The 21,334-nt window shown below is 70.1% G+C and carries 20 protein-coding genes and 2 pseudogenes; 11 read left to right on the top strand and 11 right to left on the bottom strand.

What is annotated here, in order from left to right; translation table 11 throughout:
- Window positions 1-98: 98 nt before the first annotated feature.
- Both BLU84_RS01970 and BLU84_RS01975 read left to right on the top strand, forming a co-directional pair.
- On the top strand, window positions 99-248 hold the full coding sequence (locus tag BLU84_RS01970; RefSeq protein WP_031372696.1) for an entericidin A/B family lipoprotein: 150 nt from the start codon (window positions 99-101) through the stop codon (window positions 246-248).
- 271 nt (window positions 249-519) lie between these two features.
- Window positions 520-720 carry a CsbD family protein gene (locus BLU84_RS01975; RefSeq protein WP_074862201.1) on the top strand — a complete coding sequence of 67 codons (201 nt, stop codon included), beginning with the start codon at window positions 520-522 and terminating at the stop codon, window positions 718-720.
- A gap of 286 nt (window positions 721-1,006) precedes the next feature.
- On the opposite strand, the gene BLU84_RS01980 is transcribed toward BLU84_RS01975, so the two are convergent.
- Window positions 1,007-1,852 carry a hypothetical protein gene (locus BLU84_RS01980; RefSeq protein WP_074862204.1) on the bottom strand — a complete coding sequence of 282 codons (846 nt, stop codon included), beginning with the start codon at window positions 1,850-1,852 and terminating at the stop codon, window positions 1,007-1,009.
- 211 nt (window positions 1,853-2,063) lie between these two features.
- On the opposite strand from BLU84_RS01980, the gene BLU84_RS01985 reads away from it, so the two are divergent.
- The 9 genes and pseudogenes from BLU84_RS01985 to BLU84_RS28115 all read left to right on the top strand — a co-directional run.
- Entirely contained in the window at window positions 2,064-3,410 is a 1,347-nt protein-coding gene (locus BLU84_RS01985; protein ID WP_074862206.1) for a tryptophan--tRNA ligase, read from the top strand.
- Window positions 3,407-3,730, top strand: coding sequence for a hypothetical protein (locus BLU84_RS01990; RefSeq protein WP_233431043.1), 324 nt, complete (start codon window positions 3,407-3,409; stop codon window positions 3,728-3,730). The genes BLU84_RS01985 and BLU84_RS01990 overlap by 4 nt, the downstream gene beginning before the upstream one ends.
- 361 nt (window positions 3,731-4,091) lie before the next feature.
- Window positions 4,092-4,223 carry a hypothetical protein gene (locus tag BLU84_RS27915; protein ID WP_267889169.1) on the top strand — a complete coding sequence of 44 codons (132 nt, stop codon included), beginning with the start codon at window positions 4,092-4,094 and terminating at the stop codon, window positions 4,221-4,223.
- A 32-nt stretch (window positions 4,224-4,255) separates the two neighbouring features.
- The gene (locus BLU84_RS01995) at window positions 4,256-5,209 is read left to right on the top strand and encodes an MBL fold metallo-hydrolase (RefSeq protein ID WP_074862209.1); all 954 of its coding nucleotides are present in this window, start codon (window positions 4,256-4,258) and stop codon (window positions 5,207-5,209) included.
- A gap of 146 nt (window positions 5,210-5,355) precedes the next feature.
- The gene (locus tag BLU84_RS02000; RefSeq protein WP_083382249.1) at window positions 5,356-6,465 is read left to right on the top strand and encodes a GGDEF domain-containing protein; all 1,110 of its coding nucleotides are present in this window, start codon (window positions 5,356-5,358) and stop codon (window positions 6,463-6,465) included.
- Window positions 6,466-6,568: 103 nt separating this feature from the next.
- Window positions 6,569-7,201 (top strand): class I SAM-dependent methyltransferase, encoded by a 633-nt coding sequence (locus BLU84_RS02005; RefSeq protein ID WP_074862215.1) that lies wholly within the window; start codon window positions 6,569-6,571, stop codon window positions 7,199-7,201.
- A gap of 60 nt (window positions 7,202-7,261) precedes the next feature.
- The gene (locus BLU84_RS02010; protein ID WP_074862218.1) at window positions 7,262-7,936 is read left to right on the top strand and encodes a response regulator; all 675 of its coding nucleotides are present in this window, start codon (window positions 7,262-7,264) and stop codon (window positions 7,934-7,936) included.
- Window positions 7,933-9,312, top strand: coding sequence for a sensor histidine kinase (locus BLU84_RS02015; protein WP_074862220.1), 1,380 nt, complete (start codon window positions 7,933-7,935; stop codon window positions 9,310-9,312). The genes BLU84_RS02010 and BLU84_RS02015 overlap by 4 nt, the downstream gene beginning before the upstream one ends.
- Window positions 9,239-9,394, top strand: a pseudogene (locus tag BLU84_RS28115) (DUF6053 domain-containing protein); the annotation flags it as partial. The gene BLU84_RS02015 and the pseudogene BLU84_RS28115, both read left to right, overlap by 74 nt.
- Here BLU84_RS28115 and BLU84_RS28120 read toward each other — a convergent pair.
- The 10 genes and pseudogenes from BLU84_RS28120 to BLU84_RS02060 form a co-directional block, all read right to left on the bottom strand.
- Window positions 9,349-9,567, bottom strand: a pseudogene (locus BLU84_RS28120) (DUF6053 domain-containing protein); the annotation flags it as partial. The pseudogenes BLU84_RS28115 and BLU84_RS28120 overlap by 46 nt on opposite strands.
- Window positions 9,568-9,612: 45 nt before the next feature.
- Window positions 9,613-9,996: a VOC family protein gene (locus tag BLU84_RS02020; protein ID WP_074863273.1), complete on the bottom strand. Its 384-nt coding sequence runs from the start codon at window positions 9,994-9,996 to the stop codon at window positions 9,613-9,615.
- Window positions 9,997-10,067: 71 nt separating this feature from the next.
- Entirely contained in the window at window positions 10,068-10,997 is a 930-nt protein-coding gene (locus BLU84_RS02025) for a HEAT repeat domain-containing protein (protein WP_083382250.1), read from the bottom strand.
- Between the two features lie 75 nt (window positions 10,998-11,072).
- Entirely contained in the window at window positions 11,073-11,906 is an 834-nt protein-coding gene (locus BLU84_RS02030; RefSeq protein ID WP_074862227.1) for a M23 family metallopeptidase, read from the bottom strand.
- A gap of 157 nt (window positions 11,907-12,063) precedes the next feature.
- Window positions 12,064-12,861 carry a M23 family metallopeptidase gene (locus BLU84_RS02035; RefSeq protein WP_074862230.1) on the bottom strand — a complete coding sequence of 266 codons (798 nt, stop codon included), beginning with the start codon at window positions 12,859-12,861 and terminating at the stop codon, window positions 12,064-12,066.
- Window positions 12,862-13,199: 338 nt separating this feature from the next.
- Window positions 13,200-14,564 (bottom strand): dihydrolipoamide acetyltransferase family protein, encoded by a 1,365-nt coding sequence (locus BLU84_RS02040; RefSeq protein WP_074862233.1) that lies wholly within the window; start codon window positions 14,562-14,564, stop codon window positions 13,200-13,202.
- 61 nt (window positions 14,565-14,625) lie between these two features.
- The gene (locus BLU84_RS02045; RefSeq protein ID WP_074862236.1) at window positions 14,626-14,967 is read right to left on the bottom strand and encodes an SH3 domain-containing protein; all 342 of its coding nucleotides are present in this window, start codon (window positions 14,965-14,967) and stop codon (window positions 14,626-14,628) included.
- A 3-nt stretch (window positions 14,968-14,970) separates the two neighbouring features.
- Entirely contained in the window at window positions 14,971-16,002 is a 1,032-nt protein-coding gene (locus BLU84_RS02050) for an alpha-ketoacid dehydrogenase subunit beta (RefSeq protein WP_074862239.1), read from the bottom strand.
- A complete protein-coding gene (gene pdhA, locus BLU84_RS02055) occupies window positions 15,999-17,069 on the bottom strand; it encodes a pyruvate dehydrogenase (acetyl-transferring) E1 component subunit alpha (protein ID WP_074862242.1) in 1,071 nt (356 codons plus the stop codon). Before pdhA ends, BLU84_RS02050 begins: the two co-directional genes overlap by 4 nt.
- A gap of 589 nt (window positions 17,070-17,658) precedes the next feature.
- The gene (locus BLU84_RS02060; protein ID WP_074862245.1) at window positions 17,659-21,129 is read right to left on the bottom strand and encodes a lamin tail domain-containing protein; all 3,471 of its coding nucleotides are present in this window, start codon (window positions 21,127-21,129) and stop codon (window positions 17,659-17,661) included.
- Between the last annotated feature and the right edge of the window lie 205 nt (window positions 21,130-21,334).

Consider the following 21,334-nt stretch of genomic DNA (forward strand, 5'->3'; position numbering starts at 1 on the left):
ACGCGGGCTTCACATTCGCTCGCGTTTGATCCCGACCCAGGACGCGACCCACGGCGCGGCCGCACCCAACACCCGCAACGACGAACCAAGGAGATCCCATGAAGCGTTTGACCGCCCTGTTGCTGCTGGCCCTGTTCTCGATGGGAACCCTGACTGCGTGCAATACCGTCGCCGGCGCCGGCAAGGACGTGAAGAAGGCTGGCGAGAAGGTCGAGCAGAAGGCCGAGGAAGTGCGCGACGGCAAGTGATGCGCGCCGGCCCTCGAGCCGGATTCATGCGTGACCGCGAAGGCCGGGGCAACCCGGCCTTCGCTTTTCTTCGACGCGCAGTTCGCGTTTCTTGGCTGAAGCGTTCAAAGCGTTCATCGAGATCAAGCGCCGGCTAACGCATTCGTGACCGATCGCGAATGCGGTCGATGCGAATCTGTCCCTGCGGAACCTACAGCGGCGATGCGCACCGTCGTTCGCGACGATGCGATACCAGCGCCGCGACGCATCCCCCAACGTAAGGAGTGGACCGATGAACAAAGACATCATTGCCGGCAAGTGGACCCAGCTCAAGGGCAAGGCCCAGGCCAAGTGGGGCGATCTGACCGACGACGTATTCGACATCGCCGAAGGCAACGCCGAATACCTCGCCGGCAAGCTGCAGGAACGCTACGGCTGGGAGCGCGACCGCGCCGAGAAGGAAGTGCGCGAGTTCGGCAAGACCTTGAACTGATGCGTTGACTGCGGCGCGGCGGGCGCGAGCCCGCCGATGCCGGAGTCGCGAAAAAGCCGGGCATCGCCCGGCTTTTTCGTATGCATTGTCGCGGCAGCCCCCTGTAGGAGCGGCGCAAGCCGCGACCGCGACAACTGATCTGCGACGAACGTTTTCATCTCGCGAATGTCGCAGTCGTTCGCCGCTGTTGTGGCTTTCGTCTCAATGGCAAGCGTCGTCATCGTCGCGGTGGCGCGGTCGCGGCTTGCGCCGCTCCTACAGGTAGCCATCGGATCGACGCGAGGGCTTACCAGCGACGCGACGGCGGGTCGGCGACGAAGCCTTCGGGGAACGCGCGCGGGGTGTCGGGGCGATAGACCGGATCGCGATAGCGCGGGACCACGCCGCGCGCGACCAGGCTGCCGTAGTCGTCGTAGCGCAGTTCCAGCACCTGCGCCGGCGAGCGAGAGGCGCGGACGAATTCGGTCTGCGAGACCGGCGACCATTCGCGCGCGCCGTGACCGGTGCCGATGGATTGCGCGGCCGCATCGGCGGCGACCGATTCGCGCGAGCGTTCGGCCGCGGGCGCCGGCGCGGCGTTGCCGGCGCTGCGCTCGGCCTTGGCTTCGCTGGCGTCGCTGCGCGCGTAAGGCGGATACGGCGTGGGGTAGGGGCGCGGCGACGGATACACCGGTGGGCGATAGGCCTGGCGTTCCTGGAACACCGCCGCGCCGATCACGCCGACGTTGTCCGGGCGGCCGGTGCGCGCGGCGTAGCTGTCGCCCAGGTCGGTGAACACGAACTGGGCGACGTCGTCGAGCGATTTGCGCCAGCCGTTGATCTCGGTGGACTGCCAGGCGTCGAGCACATAGCCCGATTGCGACGGACTGGCGGTCTGGCCGCTGACCGCGTTGACGCCGTCGACCGACAGCACCACCAGCACGCGCTGGCCGGTGTTGTTGGTCAGGCGCACCGAATAGCGGTGGCCGGGCGCGCCGGCGATCCATTGCTGGCCGCGCCAGGACCAGTTCGGCAGCCAATCGCCGCTGTCGCGGTCGATTACCGCCAGATCGACCAGCGGGCGGGCCTGGACCGGGGTGCAGGCGCCGGCGGTCAGCGCGGCGGCGGCGAGCAGGGCGAACGAGCGGAACATGGCGGATCTCCTGTGGGGCCGCGCGCGGCGCGGCGGGGCCGGGTACGCAGGCTGCTAACGCGCCCCCGCCGCCGGTGGGGTTAGCGCGGCGCGGACGGGGCGGACGGTGGCCGCGGCCGTTGCCGACGGTTTAGCCAATCGGCCACGGCCCGCGTTCAGCCCGCGGCGCGAGCCGCTACACTGGCCGATCAGGCTCCACCGCAGATTCCTCATGACCCCGACCCGCGTTCTTACCGGCATCACCACCTCCGGCACTCCTCACCTGGGCAACTACGTCGGCGCGATCCGCCCGGCCGTGGCCGCCAGCCGCGACCCCGGCGTGGAGAGCTTCTACTTCCTGGCCGACCTGCATGCGCTGATCAAGGTGCAGCAGCCCGCGCGCGTGCAGCGCTCGACCCTGGAAATCGCCGCGACCTGGCTCGCCTGCGGCCTGGAGCCGGACAAGGTGTGGTTCTACCGGCAGAGCGAAATCGTCGAGATCCCCGAGCTGTCGTGGTTCCTGACCTGCGTCGCCGGCAAGGGCATCCTCAACCGCGCCCATGCGTACAAGGCGGCGGTGGACAAGAACGAGGGCGAGAGCCTGGACCCGGATGCGGGCATTACCGCCGGGTTGTTCATGTACCCGGTGCTGATGGCCGCCGACATCCTGATCTTCAACGCGCACAAGGTGCCGGTGGGGCGCGACCAGATCCAGCACATCGAGATGGCGCGCGACTTCGGCCAGCGCTTCAACCATCTCTACGGCGAGCACTTCGTCCTGCCCGAGGCGCTGATCGAGGAAAGCGTGGCGACCTTGCCGGGCCTGGACGGCCGCAAGATGAGCAAGAGCTACGACAACACCATTCCCTTGTTCGTGCCGCGCGAGCAGCTCAAGAAGCTGATCTATTCGATCGTCACCGACTCGCGCGCGCCCGGCGAGGCCAAGGACACCGAGGGTTCGGCGCTGTTCCAGATCTACCAGGCCTTCGCCAGCGCCGAAGAAACCCAGGCCATGCGCCAGGCCTTCGCCGACGGCATCGCCTGGGGCGAAGCCAAGCAGGCCTTGTTCGAGCGCATCGACAGCGAGATCGCGCCGCTGCGCGAGAAATACGAGGCGCTGATGGCGCGGCCGCAGGAGATCGAGGCGATCCTGCGCGACGGCGCGCGGCGCGTGCGCGAGCGTTACGTGACCGGCAAGATGCAGCAGCTGCGCGAGTCGGTGGGGCTGCGCGATCTGTCGCGCAACTTCGAGGCCGCGGGCGGGGACGAGGTCGCGAACGCCGCGCCGCTGCCGGTGTTCAAGCAATATCGCGAGCGCGACGGCAAGTTCTATTTCAAGCTGGTGGAGGGCGAGGACGTGCTGTTGCAGAGCGACGCGTTCGATTCGCCGAAGGATGCCGGCAAGGTGATCGCTACGCTCAAGGGCGCGGGAGCGGGCGTGGAGGTGTTCTCCACTGAGCAAGCCGGCTTCTTGTGCGCGCTGCGTTACGAAGGCGGCTGCGAATACGCCTGGAGCGCGAGCAGTTCCGAGCGGATCCGCGCTGCGCTGCAAAGGTTGGCCGACGCGGAGTCCAAGTGAGCCGCTTCGTCGAGCTCAATCTGGCGTTGATCCTGTTCTTGCCGTGGTTCGCGATCCTCGGCGCGCTGTTCTGGCTGTATCCGCGACGGCCGCGCAACCCGGCGCGCAAGCTGTTCGACGCGGTGTCGCTGGCGGTGTCGGCGTGCGCGTTCGTGCTGGCGGTGCATTGGGCGCATCTGCACGCCGGGCGCAACTACGGCGCGATGTGGCCGCAGATTCTGGCCACGTCGTTGGGTTATGGCGTGTTCCTGGCGGTGCTGGCTTTGGCGGTGGTCTTGCGCTGGCGGTGGTTGCGCGGGGTCAAGGATTATCGCGAGTGAGTCGGCGTCTGGCTTGAGGTCGGGGCCGTGGAGTTTGTCTGCCTCCCTCGCGAAACCTACCTACCGTCATTCCCGCGAATGCGGGCTCTGTTTTACTTCGGCGAAGCCGAACATCCAGGGCTTCATCGAGGCATGACTCTGAAGTCTCTGGATCCCCGCCTTCGCGGGGATGACGGCTGGTTAAAGGCGCGGCGACACCCACCTAACGTCATTCCCGCGAACGCGGGCTCTGTTTTACTTCGGCGAAGCCGAACATCCAGGGCTTCATCGAGGCATGACTCTGAATTCTCTGGATCCCCGCCTCCGCGGGGATGACGGCTTGGAGTGGCGTCGCGAGCTTCGAGGCCTTCATCGCACTGATATGGCCATCGCCGCCGCCAGCGAAATCGCGACCGCAACCGGCACCAGCATCGCTGCCAGCATCGGCATCGCTACAGCCACCACCCCCAACCCGACCAAAGCCGCATCGCCGCCGCTACGCGCGCCGGCCTAGACTGAAGGCCGGCCCCCAGCCCCGCCATCGCCATGAGCGCAGCCACCGCGTCCGCCGCCGAGCACGGCATCGTCACCATCGACACCGGTTTCCACCGGCCGGTCTTCGATGCCGCCTACCTGCTGATCGAAAGCGGCCGCGCCGCGTTCGTCGATTGCGGCACCCAGCATTCGATCCCGGCCTTGCTCGCCGCGCTCGATGCGAACGGGTTGACGCCGGACGATGTCGATTGGCTGATCCTCACCCATGTCCACCTCGATCATGCCGGCGGCGCCGGCGCGCTGATGCGGCGCCTGCCGAACGCGCGGCTGGTGGTGCATCCGCGCGGCGCGCCGCACATGATCGATCCCTCGCGCCTGGTCGCCGGCGCCACCGCGGTGTACGGCGAGGCGGAGATGGCGCGCAGCTACGGCGAGATCGTGCCGGTGCCGGCCGAGCGCGTGGTCGTGGCCGGCGACGGTTTCGTGGTCGATCTGGCCGGCCGGCCGCTGTTGTGCGTGGACACGCCAGGCCATGCCCGCCATCACCTGTGCGTGTGGGATCAGCGCAGCCGCGCCTGGTTCACCGGCGACACCTTCGGCCTGTCGTACCGCGAGTTCGATTCGGCGCGCGGGCCGTTCGCGCTGCCGACCAGCTCGCCGGTGCAGTTCGAGCCCGAGCCGCTCAAGCAGTCGATCCGCAGCTTGCTGGCGCGCGATCCCGTCGCGATGTACCTGACCCACTACGGCCGGGTCGAGGACGTGCAGCGCCTGGGCGCCGATTTGATCGAACAGATCGACGGCATGGTGCGGATCGCGCGCGCGGCCGCGCAGGCCGGCGGCGAAGATCTGCACGCGCGTCTGACCGCGGCGCTGGCCGATTATTTCCTCGCCCGTGCGCGCGAGCACGGCAGCGCGCTCAGCGAAGAGCAGGCGCGCGACGTGTTGGCGGTGGATTTCGAACTCAATGCCCAGGGCCTGGAAGTCTGGCTGGCGCGCGCCGGTTGAGCGACTATGGCGCGTCGCCGCGCCGGACTGGCTGGCGACTGAACCAGCGGCCCGTGCGCGCGCCGTAGATCGGCGACCGTCACGAACGCCCAATCCCGCCCGCAGTAGGCTGCCAAGGCCCGAGCCGCAAACCCGTCGCCTCGACCGTGTCCCGTCCTCGCCACTTGCAGGCCGTCCCCGATCCGCCGCCGGCGGACGAATCCGCGCGGCTGCAGGCCTTGGACGCCTACGCCCTGCTCGACAGCGCGGCCGAGAGCGCTTACGACGACATCGTGCGCCTAGCCGCGACCTTGTGCGACGCGCCCGGCGCGGCGATCGCCCTGCTCGATCGCGAGCGGGTCTGGTTCAAGGCCCGCGTCGGCGTGGCGCCGAGCGAACTGCCGCGCTCGCATTCGATCTGCGCCGAGCTGATCTGGCATTCGCAGCCCGGCCGCTTGCTGGTGATCGACGACGTCGCCGCCGATCCGCGCTTCGCCGCGCTCGGGTTGAGCCTGGAAGACGGGCGCGCGCTGCGCTTCTACGCCGGCGCGCCGCTGTGGACGCCGGACGGTCACCCGCTGGGGACGATCTGCGTGCTCGACGCCGCGCCGCGGCAATTGCGCGCGGCCCAGGCCGAGGGCCTGGCGGCGCTGGGGCGGCAGATCCAGCATTTGTTCGAACTGCGCCGCTACGCGATGGAGCAGCGCCGGCTGTTGTCCGAGCGCGAGGCCTTCGCGCTGCAGCTCGAACGCGCCCAGGCCGACCTGCAACTGCGCAACGAACAATTGCTGCACAGCGCCAGCCACGATGCCTTGACCGGCCTGCTCAACCGCAGCGCGCTGGCGCAGCTGCAGGGCAACCCGGAAACCGTGCACCAGCTCGGCCGCGTCGCCTATACGCTGATGCTGATCGATGTCGACCACTTCAAGCAGGTCAACGACCGCCACGGCCATCTGCTCGGCGATCGCGCGCTGCGCGCGGTCGCCGACGCGGTGGCCGGTTCGATCCGCGAGGGCGATGTGGCGATCCGCTACGGCGGCGAGGAATTCCTGGTGGTGCTGCCGGGCACGCGGCTGGCCACGGCGGCGGAGGTCGGCGAACGCATCCGCCGGCGGGTAGCGCGCTCGTCGCTTCCGTTCGCGCTGACCGTGTCGATCGGCGTGGCCGCGGGCGAGCCCGGCCGCGACGCGCCCGATCAGGTGTTCGACCGCGCCGATCAGGCGCTGTACCGGGCCAAGGCCGGCGGCCGCGACCGCCTGGTCGCCGACGACGGCTGAGCGCCGCGCGCGGCGCGGCCGGCGAATGAAGTCGCGGCGACGCAATGTTGCCGCAATGCCGGTGCGGACAATCGAGGCAGACCCGCATCGGAGCCTCGTCCGCATGAGCCAGCCCCTGTCCGCCGTCGTCCGCGCCGCGTCCGAACGCGTGCGCGGCGATTACTGGTCGTTCCTGCGGTCGTGGACGCGCGCGCCGGGCCGGGTCGGCGCGATCGCGCCGTCCGGCGCGGCGCTGGCGCGGTTGATCACCGCGCAGATCGACGCCAACACCGGCCCGGTGCTGGAACTGGGCCCCGGCACCGGCGTGTTCACCCGCGCGCTGCTCGAGCGCGGCGTGGCCGAGCGCGATCTGACTCTGATCGAATCCGGCCCCGAATTCGCGCAGATGCTCGGCGAACGCTTCCCGCAGGCGCGGGTGCTGTGCGCCGACGCGCGCCGCCTGCGCCGCGCGCGCCTGTTCGGCGACGCCGGCGCCTGCGCCGTGGTCAGCGGCCTGCCGCTGCGCAATCTGCCGCCGCGGCAGCGGCTGGCGGTGCTGCTGGGCGCGTTCGCCCAGCTCGGCGAGGACGGCGCCTATTACCAGTTCACCTACGGCCTGAGCTTCCCGCTGCCGCGCGCGTGGCTGGAGCGTTATGGCTTCAAGGTGCAGCGCCTGGGCCGGGCGCGGCTGAACCTGCCGCCGGCCTCGGTGTACCGGGTCACCCGCCGCCGCGACTGGCGGTCGATGGGCGTATGAGCGCGGCGGCAGCGAAGTTCGCCCGATGCACGGGCGCGCCGGCCGGGCGATGATCGGCGCATGCGCATCCTGCTGATCGAAGACGAACCCGAACTGGCCGCGGCGCTGAGCGCCGCGCTCAAGCGCTACGGCATGGTCGCCGACCTGGCCGCGAACCTGGCCGAAGGCGAGGCCGCGGCGGCGACCCAGGCGCACGATGTGATCGTGCTCGACCGCGGCCTGCCCGACGGCGATGGGCTGTCGCTGATCCCGCGGCTGCATGCGCGCGGGCTGGACACGCCGGTGATCGTGTTGACCGCGCGCGGCGATCTGGCCGACCGCGTGGTCGGCCTGGACGCCGGCGCCGACGACTATCTGGTCAAACCATTCGCGGTCGAGGAACTGCTGGCGCGGCTGCGCGCGCTGCGAAGGCGCCCGCCGCGCGCGGAGACCGACACCGTGCGCATCGGCCGGCTCGCCTTCGATCTGGACGCGCGCACCGGCGAAGTCGACGGCCGCGCGCTGGAACTGCCGCGGCGCGAATTGCTGCTGCTGGAAGCGCTGCTGCGCCGGCGCGGCCGCACCGTGCTGCGCGAGACCATCGAGCAGGCGGTGTACGGCTACGACGACGAGATCCAGTCGAACACGCTAGACGCGCATGTCTCTCGCCTGCGCCGGCGCCTGGCTGAGGCCGGCGCCGGAGTGGAGATCCACGGCATCCGCGGCGTCGGCTATCTGTTGCGGGAGAGCGCATGAAACCGGCCAGTTCGCTGCGCGGGCGTTTGCTGTGGCGCATGCTCGGCCTGCAATGCCTGCTGCTGACCGCGTTCGGCGTGCTGGTGGCGCTGAGCCTGCTCGCGGCCAACGTGGCGGTGGACGAGGACAATGCGGTGGAAGTGCTGCAGGCCGCGTTGCAACGCGACCCCGCCGGCCGCCTGAGCCTGCGCGACACCGCCGACCTGCGCGAGCTGCGCGAGGAAATCCCCCGGCTGTGGTACGTGATCCGCGACGAGGGCGGGCGCGAGCTGCGCCACGGTCCGGTGCCGGACGAATTCGCCGGCATCGGCGGCGCGCTCGATCAGGTCAGCCAGGCGCGGCTGGGGTATCTGTTCGGCGACGACCGCATCGCCGGCGCGCGGCTCAAGCGGGTCGACGCGGGCTTCGGCCCGGTGCGGATCCTGACCACCGAGAAGGGCCGGGTGATGTCGGCCTCGCGCTTGCTGTGGATGACGCTGTCGCTGTTCGCCACGCTGATCCTGCCGCTGCTGGCGGTGATGGCGCTGGTGACCGCGATCGCCACGCCCAAGGTGGTGCGCTGGTCGCTGCGCAGCCTGGAGCCGGTGATCGCGCAGGCGCGCGCGCTGGATGTGGAGCGGCGCGGCGCGCGCCTGCCCGAGTCCGGCGTGCCCGACGAGGTGCGGCCGCTGGTGAGCGCGGTCAACGGCGCGCTGGCGCGTTACGACGAAGGCTTCGAGCGGCGCCGGCGCTTCCTCGCCGACGCCGCGCACGAGTTGCGCACGCCCATCGCCATCCTCAGCGCGCGGCTGGAGGCGATGCCGGCCTCGGCCGAACGCGAGCGGCTGCTGCAGGACGTGGCGCGGATGTCGGTGCTGGCCGAGCACCTGCTGGACCTGCAGCGCCTGGACCGCAACGAGCCGCAACTGGAACCGCTGGAACTGGGCGAGCTGGGCCAGCGCGTGGCCGCCGAGCTGGCGCCGCTGGCGATCGCCGCCGGCTACGAGCTGGCGTTCGACGCGCAGGCCTTGCCGGTGCCGGTCAACGGCGATGCGCTGGCGCTGGAGCGGGTGCTGGTGAACCTGGTGCAGAACGCGATCGAGTACGGCGGCAACCGCGGCACGGTGACGATCCGGGTGGCGATCGAAGGCAGCGACGGCGTGGTCGAGGTCTGCGATGAAGGCCCCGGCATTCCGCCGGCGCACCGCGAGCGGGTGTTCGAGCGTTTCTTCCGCCTGCAGCCGCATGAGCGTGGCGCCGGCGTCGGGTTGAATCTGGTGCGCGACATCGTGCGATTGCATCGTGGCGCGGTCGAAGCGACGGATGCGCCGGGCGGCGGCGCGTGCTTCCGGGTGTCGTTGCCGTTGGCGACGGGCATGCCGCGGGCCGAGCGCTGATTTTGTAGGAGGGCCTTCAGGCCCGACGCTCTTGTTCCAGATCGCCGGGACCTGGGCGAAAGGCGTAGGGCCTGAAGGCCCTCCCACAACACCACCAAGCTTCTGGCGGCGGATGTGTTTTCGGCGGTGCTGCGATTGGCGACGGGCATGCCGCGGGCCGAGCGCTGATTTTGTAGGAGGGCCTTCAGGCCCGACGCTTTTGTCCCAGATCGCCGCGGCCTGAAACAAAAGCCTCGGGCCTGAAGGCCCTCCCACAACAGCGCGAGGTTCGCGCAACCGCGCCGGACTCCCGCGACCGCATCACTCCCACACGTTCGGCGGCGGCCCGAGTTCCGGATGATGCATCTGCACGATGCAGAACCGATGCCCGGTCGGCGCCTGCATCACCCACCAGCGTTTGACGAACTTGAGCTTCGTCGCGCCGAGCGCTTCCAGCCGCGCGGCTTCGGCGTCGAGGTCGTCGGTTTCGATGTCCAGGTGCACGCGCGAGGGGTGGTCGACTTTCTGCACGGCGACGTACATCTGCGAGGGATGCTTTTCCAGGCCGACGTAGAGCGCGCCTTCGTCGTCTTCCTGCTCGCCCGGCGGCAGGCCCAGCGCCGCGCCCCAGAATTGCGCGGCGGCGTCGATGTCGCCGGTTTCGCAATCGATGATGAAACCGGCCAAGCGGCTGCGGTGCGCCATGTTCGTCTCCATGCGGTCGGGCGACCAGACTGCCGCGTCCGCGCCCGCGGCGGTAGTGACGAAACGCGCGTTCAGCGCGCCGGATACTCGCGTTCGTGACCGTCGCCGTCGACCGCGCGCTCGGCAGCCTGGCGATACAGCGCGTATTCGGCGCGGTTCATGGCGAAATTCTGCAGCGCGAACACCGCGGCGTTGCGGGTTTCGCCGTCGCTGCGCGGATCGGCGGCGAGCGCGAGCAGGGCGTCCTTGAGCCGGTCGGAGCGCGCGCCGCTGGCGTTGATGCCGGCGATGGCGGCCTGGCGCACCGACGCATCGGTATCGAGGATGGCGCGGTGCAGGATGTCCTCGTTGTCGCCGGCCTTGTTCCACTGCACCGACTGCAACACGCTGCTGGCGCGGACCGAAGGGTCGGGATGGCGGCGCAGCGCGTCTAGGCGGTTGAGCACGGGCGCGGCGTCTTCGCTGGCGATCACGGTCGGCGCGAGCATGTCGACCAGTTGCTTGAGCATGGCCGGGTCGCGCTCGTCCTGCAGTTGCCGCTGCAGCAGTTCGCGCACTTCGGCCACGTCCAGCGGGAAGGCCTTGAGCAGGTCCAGGCCGAGCTGGCGCTGGCGCGGATCGCCGCTGTCGGCCAGCTCGCGGCCGGCGCGCAGCACGTCCTGGTTGGCCACGCCCTGCAGCACCGCGAGCAGGGCGCCGCGGCGGTCGAGTTCGGTTTCGAAGCGGTAGTTGCCGAGCAGTTCGCGCAAGTACGCCGGGTCGCGGCGCGCGCGCTGGATGTTGCGGTCGAAGCTGTCGCCGCCGCGCGCGGGATAGGTGTAGGCGGCCAGATCGGCGCCGCGTTGCGCGGCGATCGCCGGCGTCGCGCGCGCGGAGGCGTTGCGCGGATGCGCGGACGCGGCCTGCGGCGCGACCGAGGCGCGGGTGAGCGAGCTGCCGACGATGCCGCCGAACACGGCGGCGGCGAGCAGGGCGCTGGCGAATTGCAATGGGTTCTTCATGCGTGTCTCCTGCGCGGGCCCGGCGGTCTCGCGGCGGCGGAGGCCGCCGCGAGCTCGGTGCAACGGTGGCGGCGATCAGCAGTCCGGCGCGACCCGGGAGTCGGAACCGGTGAAGGTGTAGGCGTCGGGGATGTACTTGTTGGTTCCGGCGGCGCCGACGTTGTTCCAGATGTTGCTGGTGCCGTAGGTGCCGGTGATGGTCTCGCCGGTCTTCTGGCAGCGGATCGTCACCGCGCTGCCGTTGGCGAGCGAGTCGACCACCGAATACGTGGTGCCCGGGCCGGAGCGCACGTTGAGCGCCGCGCCGCTGGTGCGCACGGTGCCGGCGACGCCGCCGGGCGCGGTGCCACAGTTGTTGCGGCTCTTGTAGGCGACTTCGTACTGGTCGTAGACGATGGTCGAGCCGTTCCAGACGATCTTCTGGTCGTCGTTGTTGAGCCGCTGTTCGTAGTGCAGATGCGCGGAGATGCTGTTGCCCGGGCGCGTGGTCTTGCCGAGCGTGCCGATCTTCTGGCCTTGCGCGACGTTGGCGCCGTTGGCGATGGCGATGCTGTCCAGGTGCGCGTACCAGGTGGTCCAGCCGCCGCCGTGGTCGATCACCACCAGCTTGCCGTAACCGGTGCCCGGATGCGGGTTGTAGGTGGCGGCCTTGCCGGCGGCGGAAGCGACGATCGGCGAACCCAGGTCGGCGTCGCTGAGCGGGCGCGGCTTGTGGTTGAGATCGACCGCGTAGCGCAGGCCGTGGCCGGGGTAGGTGTCGCCGTACCAGGTCTGGTTGCAGGCGAACGGCATCTGGAAATTCGGGCGCGCGGCGTGCGCGGCGCTGGCGCACAGGCCGATGCCCAGCAGCGCCAGGAGCGGAACGATGCGCGGCGCGCGGCGGCGCGGCGTGGAGTGCGGAATCGGCATGGCGGAAACCTCGTGTGCGTGATGGGGTTGGTGCGTAGAGGCCCCGGTTACGTGGGTGCCGAGGCGGGTGGGGCTGTTGCGTTGCGTTTGCGTGTCGGTTCGCGGCGTCGGCACCGGCGCGCTGCGGCGCGTCTTGTCGGTGCATGCGCCGCAGCGCTCAGCAGTCCGGCGCGACGCGAGAGTCGGAGCCGGTCTGGGTGTAGGCGTCGGGGATGTACTTGTTGGTTCCGGCGGCGCCGACGTTGTTCCAAAGGTTGCTGGTGCCGTAGGTGCCGGTGATGGTTTCGCCGCTCTTCTGGCAACGGATGGTCACCGCGCTGCCGTTGGCGAGCGTGTCGACCACGCTGTAGCTGGTGCCCGGGCCGGAACGCACGTTGAGCGCCGACCCGCTGGTGCCGACCGTGCCCGGCGCGCCGCCGCTGCTGGCGCCGCAGCTGTTCTTGCTGGTGTAGTTCTTCTTCTCGAAGTACCTCAGCGCCACGCCGTTCCACTTCGCCTTCTGCACCGCGCCGTTGTAGATCTGTTCGTAGTGCAGGTGCGGGGCGAGGTCGTACTTGGCGCTGGAGTTGCCGACCAGGCCGATCTTCTGGCCCTGCTTGACCTTGTCGCCGGCCGCGACCGCGCGCGATTGCAGGTGCGCGTGCAGGGTCTTCCAGCCGCCGCCGTGGTCGATGACCACGTAGTGGCCGTAGCCGGTGGTGGTGGAGTACATCGAGGTCTGCACGGTGCCCGCGGCGGAGGCGACCACGGTGGCGCCGGCGGTGGCGCCGCCGCCGGCCGGGCGGTTCATGTCGACCGAGTTGGCGGGGCTGTGGCCGTCCCAGGTGTTGGCGACCCAGACGTTGTTGCAGGCGAACGGCATCTGGAAGTCCGGCGCGGCCTGGGCGGCGCCGGCGGCCAGGACGCCGGCGGCGAGCGACGCCAGCGCGAGCGCGCGGCGTGAGCGGTGGTTCATGACGATTCCTCGTGACGATGGAGCGGCATCCGCGCCGGCGGAGCCGGGCGAAGCGCTCCGGCGCCGCGCCGGCCCGGTTGAGAGGGCGCGGGCTGGCGGGCGCCGGAGTCGCATGCGCCACGCTAGCGATATTCCCTGTCGTCTTCCTGGCGGAATTTTTTATTCTTTGATCGGCAAGAAAAAACCGCCGTGATGGCGGTCGCGGTTGGGGAATCCCTCACCCCAACCCCTCTCCCGCTAGCGGGAGAGGGGCTCAAGCAGCGGCGCTGCGCGCTGTTCCTTCTCCCGCTTGCGGGAGAAGGTGGCCCGAAGGGCCGGATGAGGGCCGACCGCCCCCCTCAGCTAGCCCGAGCCAGATCGTCGATCATCGCCTTCAAGAACCGCGCCGCCTCGCCGCCCGTGCAGGCGCGATGGTCGAACGTCAGCGACAACGGAATGACCTTGTGCGATTCGAACCCGCCCATCACCGGCGTCACCTGGTGGCGGCCCTTGCCGGCGGCGACGATCGCCACCGTCGGCGGCACCACCACCGGCGTGGCGTAGCGGCCGGCGAACATGCCGAAGTTCGACAGCGAGATGGTGTAGCCGGTCAGTTCCGAGGCCGGAATGCTGCGGTCTTCGACCTGCACGCGCAGGCGGTTGATCGCCTCGCGCACGCCGCGCGCGTCGAGCACGTCGGCGTTGCGCAGCGCCGGCACGAACAGGCCGTCGTCGGTGTCCACGGCGATGCCGATGTCGACCTGCGGATGCAGGGTGCGGGTGAGCTTGTCGCCGTCGAACCAGGCGTTGAGCGCCGGCACGGTCTTGCACGCGACCACGATCGCGCGCACCAGGCGGCCGGTGATGTCGTTGCCCGGCAGCCAGGCGTGGATGTCGGCGTCGTCGGCGAGGGTGGTCGGCACGACCTTGCTGTGCGCGTCGGCCATCACCCGCGCCATGTTGCGGCGCACGCCCTTGAGCTGCTCCGGCTGGCCGGTGACGGCCGCGCCCGGCGGCTGGGTGCGCATCGGCCGGCCCGACTGCGACAGCGTGCTGCGCGTGGGCGCAGCGGCTGGGGCGGGCGCTTCGGCCACCGCAGCGGCGCGCGGCGCGACCGCGGCGGCCGGCGCCGAGCCGACCTTGGCCGAACCATCGGCCGCGGCGCGCTTGACGTCGTCGCTGCTGACCGTGCCGTCGGCGCCGGTGGCGCGCACGCGGCTCAGGTCGACGCCGAGCTTGCGCGCCAGCGCGCGTACCGCGGGCATCGCCTTGACGCCGCCGACCGCGACGGCTTGCTCGCTGCGCACGGCGTCGGAGGACTGCATCGCACCGACCACGGTGCCGCTGTCGGCGCGTTCGCCGCCTTCGGCCTTGGCCGGCGCTTCTTCGGATTTCGCCGGTGCGGGCGCGGCCGGCGCGGCGTGGCCGCCGCCGTGATGGTGGCCGGTGTCCTGGCCGTCCGCGCGCTGCGGCATGTTCGGATCGATCTCGAACTCGGCCAGCATGGTGCCGGTGACGATCACATCGCCCGCGCCGCCGGCGAGCTTGAGCACCTTGCCCGACACGGGCGAGGGCACTTCGACCACCGCCTTGGCGGTTTCCATCGACACCAGGGTGTCGTCGAGGCGGATGGTGTCGCCGACCTTGACCGCCCATTCGACGATGGTCGCGTCGGGCAGGCCTTCGCCGAGGTCGGGAAGCAGGAAGGTCTTGGTATCGCTCATTGCCGGTCGTCCCTAAAGATTCTTGAATGTTGGATTCTGGAAAGTCGGTGGCGCAGGCGGCTCAGTCCAGCAGTTCCAGCGCGCGCGCCGGAATCCAGCCTTCGCGGCCGCGCGCATCGCGCGCCCACCACCACTGCGAACGTTCCTCGCGCAGATGCAGGAGCTGGCCCGCATCGGCGTCGAGTTCGCGCGTGTCGTAATCCGCCCGTGCGACGGCCGGGCCGCGTTGCGCGTCGAACAGCGACGCCGGCGCCCAGCCGCCGAGCCCGTCTGTCTGCACCGCCCACACGAACTGCGGCCAGTCGACATCGCGCTCGCCCAGGGTCAAGGCGTCGCCGCGCACGATCCGGATCGCGGGGCGATCCGGCGCGCGGTGCGGCGCGATGACCCGGGCGCGGCGCATCGATCAGCCGTGGCCGAGCGTGCGCTTGGCCGCGGCGACGATCTTGTCGACGCTGGGCAGGTACTTCATTTCCAGGCGGAACAGCGGGATGTGCGTGTCGAAGCCGGTGACGCGCTCGACCGGCGCGAGCAGGTCGTACATCGACTCCTCGGCCAGGCGCGCGGCGATCTCGGCGCCGAAACCGGCGGTCTTCGGCGCCTCGTGCACGATCACGCAGCGGCCGGTCTTGGCCACCGATTCTGCGATGGTGGCGAAGTCCAGCGGCTTGAGCGTGGCCACGTCGATCACCTCGGCGCTGATGCCTTCGCCGGCGAGCTTGTCGGCGGCTTCCAGCGCTTCCTTGACCTGCGCGCCCCAGCTGACCAGGGTGATGTCGCTGCCGTCGCGCAGCACGTAGCACACGTCCAGCGGCAGCGCCTCGCCGTCGTCGGCGACGATTTCCTTGTACTGGCGATAGATGCGCTTGGGCTCGTAGAAGATCACCGGGTCCGGATCGCGGATCGCGGCGAGCAACAGACCGTAGGCGCGCGCCGGCGACGACGGCAGCACCACGCGCAGGCCCGGCACGTTGGTGAACAGCGATTCGTTGGCTTCGCTGTGGTGTTCCGGCGCGCGGATGCCGCCGCCCCACGGCACGCGCAGCACCAGCGGGCAGGTCAGGCGGCCGCGGGTGCGGTGGCGCAGGCGCGCGGCGTGGCAAATCAGATGATCGAGCATCGGATAGACGAAGCCGTCGAACTGCGCTTCGGCCACCGGCTTCATGCCCTGCGCGGCCAGGCCGACGCTGAGGCCGGCGATGGTGGTTTCGTCCAGCGGCGTGTCGAGCACGCGCTCGGGCCCGAAGATCTGCTGCAGGCCGGCGGTGGCGCGGAACACGCCGCCGTTGACGCCGACGTCCTCGCCGAGCACCAGCACGCTCGGGTCGTTGCGCATTTCAAAGGCCAGCGCCTGGGTGATCGCTTCGATCAGGGTGATCGCGGCCGGCGTGGCAGCGGCCTGCGCGGTGTCGATCTTGCTCTGCGTGGCGGCGTTCATCGGCGGTTCTCCTGCAGCGCCTGCTCGCGTTGCGCGGCGAGGTCGGCCGGCATGTCGGCGTAGAGGAAGTCGAACATGGCTTCGACCGGCTGCACCGGCGTTTCCAGGTAGGCGTTGATCTCGACGTCGACCTTCTTGCCGCACTCTTCGATCCAGGCCTTTTCCAGTTCGTCGTTCCACACGCCCTGGTCGGTGAGGTAGGTGCGCAGGCGCGGCACCGGATCGCGCGTCCACGCGTCCTTGACCTCGGCGTCGTCGCGGTAGCGGCGCGCGTCGTCGGCGGTGGTGTGGTCGTGCAGGCGATAGGTCATGAACTCGATCACGCTGCCGCCTTCGCCGCTGCGCGCCAGTTCCGCCGCGCGGCGCATGCCTTCGAGCACGGCGATCAGGTCGTTGCCGTCCACCTGCAGGCAGTGCAGGCCGCCGGCCAGGCCCTTTTGCGCCAGCGTCTTGGCGCCGGTCTGCGCCTTGCGCGGCACCGAGATCGCCCAGCCGTTGTTGATCACGCACAGGATCAGCGGCAGTTGGTAAGCGCCGGCGGAATTGAGCGCGGCGTAGAAGTCGGTCTTGGACGAACCGCCGTCGCCGCAGCAGGCCACGGCGAGGTTGCTTTCCTTGCGCAGCTTGAACGCGAGCGCGGCGCCGGCGGCGTGCAGGCATTGGGTCGAGATCGGCACCGACCAGGCGAAGTCCTTGCGCGGGCCGGCGAAGTCGTTGCCGCGCTCGTCGCCGCCCCAGTACAGCAGCACTTCGCGCGGTTGCACGCCGCGCATGAACTGCGCGCCGTATTCGCGATAGCTCGGCGCGAACACGTCGTCGGGCTTCATCGACGCGCCGATGCCGACATGGGTGGCCTCGTGGCCCAGACAGGCGGCATAGGTGCCGAGCTTGCCGGTGCGCTGCAAGGCGATGGCCTTGCTGTCGAAGGTGCGCACGAACAGCATCTGCTTGAACAGCGGCAGCAGGGTGTTGGCGTCCTTGAACGCGGCCGGGATCTCGGCGACGGGCTTGCCGTCGGGGCCGAGGTATTGGAGATACTCGATTTCGAACGTCGCGGCGACGGTCATCGGGAGAAGGTCCTCACGGGTGGGGATGAGGTCCGAATCGTTCCGGTCCCGGATCCAGTGCCGGGCGCGCTGGTCAGCTTCAGACGGCTGGGTCCGGAGACCGTCGGAAAGCGACGGAGGTTCCGGGCCGGGCTAAAGCCGCGGCGCCCCCGCGATCCAACATGGGGGGCGCTGCGTCTGGCGCGGATGATACCGAAAGCGGTGTTAAGCGCCGTTGCGCGCTGCGGCATGCATTGGCGGGCGAAACACGCTATGCGTCGCCGCGAAAGTGTGCGCGCTGGAGCGGTTCGGGCGCGCGGCCGCGATCGCGCGATCGCGCGCTAAATCCCCGCCGGCGCGGAGTTTTCGGATTGTGCGGCGGGTTGGCGGGTGGACAAAGTTTCGCCAGCGGCGGACGCCTGTTCATCGCGGCGTGCGCGCTCGGGCGTGCCGAACGCGCGCGACGGCTTGTCCGCGTGTGTGCATTCGTCGTCAGCACGGCGACGTATGGATATCGATACCGTCGACGGTTCCGGCGCGGACTGCGCGGTCCGGACAAAAAAAGACCCCGGCCGAAGCCGGGGTCTTGGGTGTCGCTGCTAGCGGTGGATCAGGGAACCAGGGTCGGCGACACGCCCACGCGGGCGAACGCGGTGGCGCCGCCCAACACGGTGATGTACCAGGTGCCGGCGGCCGGCGCGACCGCGGTCACCGACTCGTTGTTGCCGGCGCGGACCGAACGCTGGTCGTAGTTGGACGCGCTCGCCGGCGAACCGCGCTTGATGTACAGCGACACATCGCCGGTGCCGCCCTGGGTGATGACGCGCAGGGCGCGGGTGCCTTGCGGAACCTCGATGCGGAACACCTTGGCTTCGTTGGCGGCGCCGTCGACGATCAGCATCTGGCGGTCGGCGATCGGGGTGACGTTGCTCGCCGCGGTCACCGCGATGGAGGCCTCGGCGCTGTCGTTGCCGGCGACCTTGTCCAGCGAGTCGGTGCTGCCGGCCACGGCCAGCTTGACCGTCTTGCCGGCCAGGTCGGCGCCGGCGACGGCGCTCAGCGCGAAGCTGGCGCTGGCGCCGTTGGCCAGCACGGCGGTGTGGCAGGCCACCGAGGTCTTGCCGGTGCTCACCTGCGGCGCATCGCAGTTCCAGCCGGCCGGCTGGGTCACGCTCAGCGCCGGCAGTTCGGCGTCGAGGGCGAAGCCCACGCCGACCGCGTCGGCGCGGCCGGGGCCGTTGTTGGTCGCGGTCGCGGTGTAGGCCAGGCTCTGGCCGACTTCCACCGAGGCGGCGTTGGCGGCCGCGGTCACGCCCAGGTCGGCGACTTCGCGCGGCACCAGGTAGGCCACCACCGGGTCGTGGTCGGACAGGCGCGAAGGCGAGTCGGCCAGGTTGCGGTTGGTCTCCGGGTAGTCGGCGTTGATGCGCGCGTGGGCCATGTGGATCGAGGCGGTGTTGACCACCATCTCTTCGTTGACCAGCACGTGGTCAAGGCTCTGCGCGTGGCCGTCGAACACGAACGAGTAGCGCTCGCTCGGCTCGGAGATGCTGGCCAGGTTGATCAGGTCGGGATTGACCAGATCGGCGCCGTCGCCGGTCACCGCAGTGGCGTCGTCCGGGCTCGGCGTGCCGGCCACGGTGCCCATCACGTCGACCAGACCGTCGTTGAACTCGAAGGCGTTGAAGTCGCCGAGCACGATCAGGCGCGTGGCCGGGTTGCTGGTCTGACGCCCGTTGAGGTAAGTCGCCAGCGATTCGGCCTGGCGCTGGCGCTTGAGGCGCACGCGGTTGCCGTTGTCGGTGGCCTCTTCGGCGCCGCTGAGCGAGCGCTGGTGCACCAGCACCACGCTGATCGGGAAGCTGCGGCCGTCGGCGTAGTTCACCACCGCGTCCAGCGCCAGCGGCGGACGGTCGTTGAGCTTGGCCGAGGTGCCGTCGGGCTGCACCCAGGTCTCGTCCTTGCCGATCTGCGCCACCGCGGTCACCTGCACGCGCGGCTTGCCCGGCGCGACCTCGGCGGTCTTGATCAGATAGCCCACGTCGATGCCGCCGATGTCGTTGCCTTCCTGCAGGTAGGCGACGTAGTTCGGATTCGGCTGGCCGGCGGCGACGGTGTCGTTGTTGACGGTGTTGGCGATGTCCTGCAGCGTCGCCAGGTTCTCCATTTCCACCGTGCCGAGGATGTCGGGCAGCTTCAGATAATCGCGGATGCCCAGCGACGCCTTCTGCTTGCGCTTGGTGTAGGCGGCCTGGGTCAGCACCGCGTCGTCGCCGGAGTTGCGCACCGTGTCGAAGAACCGCTCCATGTTGTAGGCGGCCACCGAGACGGCGTTGGGATCGACGGTTTCCACCGCCGGACGCGGCTGCGGGCCCGGGGTGACGACGACCGCGGCGGTCGGATCGATCAGCAGGGTGTAGCGGCGGAAGCCGTAGTCCAGCGGGCCGGTCATGCCGGTGATCACCGAACCGGTGGCGACGTCGAGCCGCGGCGCGCCGAGCGCCTTGCTGTCGACGGTCATCAGTTCCGGATTGCCATCCCAGCGCGGGATCGGCGGAATGCTGCCGGCCGGCGGGTTGTCGCCCGGCTGGATGCCCGGTTCGCGGAACGGACGCGGCACATCGCCGATCACGCCGTAGAAGATGCCGTTGCTGGTGCCGGTGGCGCTGGGCTCGTCGGTGCTGCCCTTGGTCGGCGCGGTCACCTTGAAGCTCTGGATCGCCACGCGCATGTTCTCGAAGCGTTCCAGCGCGTCCAGCGGCGAGGTCGGCAACACCACCGGCAGCACCACCGGCACCGGCAGCGCGGCGGTGCCGATCTTGGCGTAGCTGGCGCGGGTCAGTTCGGTCAGCGGCAGCTGGCCGACGCCGGCCGGAACGTACTCGGTGACGGTGCCCGACACGCGCACGCGGTCGCCGGTGGCGACGGTCGGCGCGGTGCTGGTGAACACGTACATGCCTTCGGAGGTCGCCGGATCGGCGTCGGCTTCGGCGTCGGTGGTCTGCAGGTAGAAGCCGTTGGTCTTGCGGCCGGTGACCACGCCTTCGGTGGTGACGATCTGGTTGACCAGCGGCGAGGTCGCGCCGTTGCCCTGGATGTCGTGGATCGGCACCGCCGGCGTATCGTCGTCGACGATGGTCGCGCTGGCTTCCGGCGCCGACATGCGCGCGCCGACGATGTTGGCGATGCGCAGCTTGAAGGTTTCGAAGGCTTCCGGATCGGTGTCGCCGTTGACGTTGACCACGACCGTCGCGCTGGTCTGGCCCGCTGCGATGGAGCCGGCCGCGTTGGTCAGGGCGACGAAGTCGCTGCCGGCGGCGGCGGTGCCGTCGACGGTGGAGGCGGTCCAGCTGACGCCGCCGGCGCCGGCCGGTTCGCTCAGGGTCAGGGTGAAGGCGAACGGCGTGGTGCCGCTGTTGCCTTCGAGCTTGTCGACGCCGGCGATGGTGAGGCTGGGCAGGGTCGGCGCGCCGCAGGCGTTGGCGCTGCTGGCGCTGTTGCGCGGCGTCGGCGGGCCGACGCTGAAGTCGGCGGCGTTGTTGTCGGTGTCGGCGCAGCCGCCGTTGTTGCGGATCACCGCGGCGGTGTTCGACGGCGCCGCCGAGGTGGTGCCTTCCGAGCACGCCGACGAGGCGGCGCCGAGGAAATCGACGACCGCCGCGGACAGCGGGCAGGCGCCGGTCAGCAGCGCGGTGTTGGTGTTGTTGACCAGGGCGATGCGGAAACCGGTGCCGCCCATGTTGATCGTGCCGACGACGTCCGGCGTCGGCAGCGCCGCGGTGCCGCCGGCGCCATCGGCCTGCTTGATCAGGAAGTAGCCGCCCGGCGCGATCGTGCCGGTGAGCGCGGTGCGCTGCCAGTTGCCGGTGCCCGCGGCGGAGTTGTACTGCACGCTCCAGTTGCTCAGGTCGACCGCGGTCGAGCCGTTGTTGTGCAACTCGATGAAGTCGCTCTTCAACGTGGCGCCGCTGTTGCCGCCGCCTCCGTAGGCCTGGCTGATCACGACCTGCGCCTGCGCCGAACCGGCGACGGCGAAAGCCAACACCGATACCGCCAGCAGGCGGCCCCGTAACTTGTCCATGTTGCTCCCCGTATTGAGTACCTGCCGAACCCCTTCGGCAGGTAGACGATTGTGCCCCAAGAGTGCCGAGGCGGGATTGCAATGTGATGACCTTGGCGAAATCGCCGTGATTATCAGCGCGTTGCGCGGCTGAACAGGCGCCGCGAGCCGTGCCTGCCGGGCCAACGCCGAACCCGCGCCGGCCCCGGCGGGAGGCCGGGGCCGG

This window comes from Lysobacter enzymogenes, from assembly GCF_900106525.1.
Classification (GTDB): domain Bacteria; phylum Pseudomonadota; class Gammaproteobacteria; order Xanthomonadales; family Xanthomonadaceae; genus Lysobacter; species Lysobacter enzymogenes.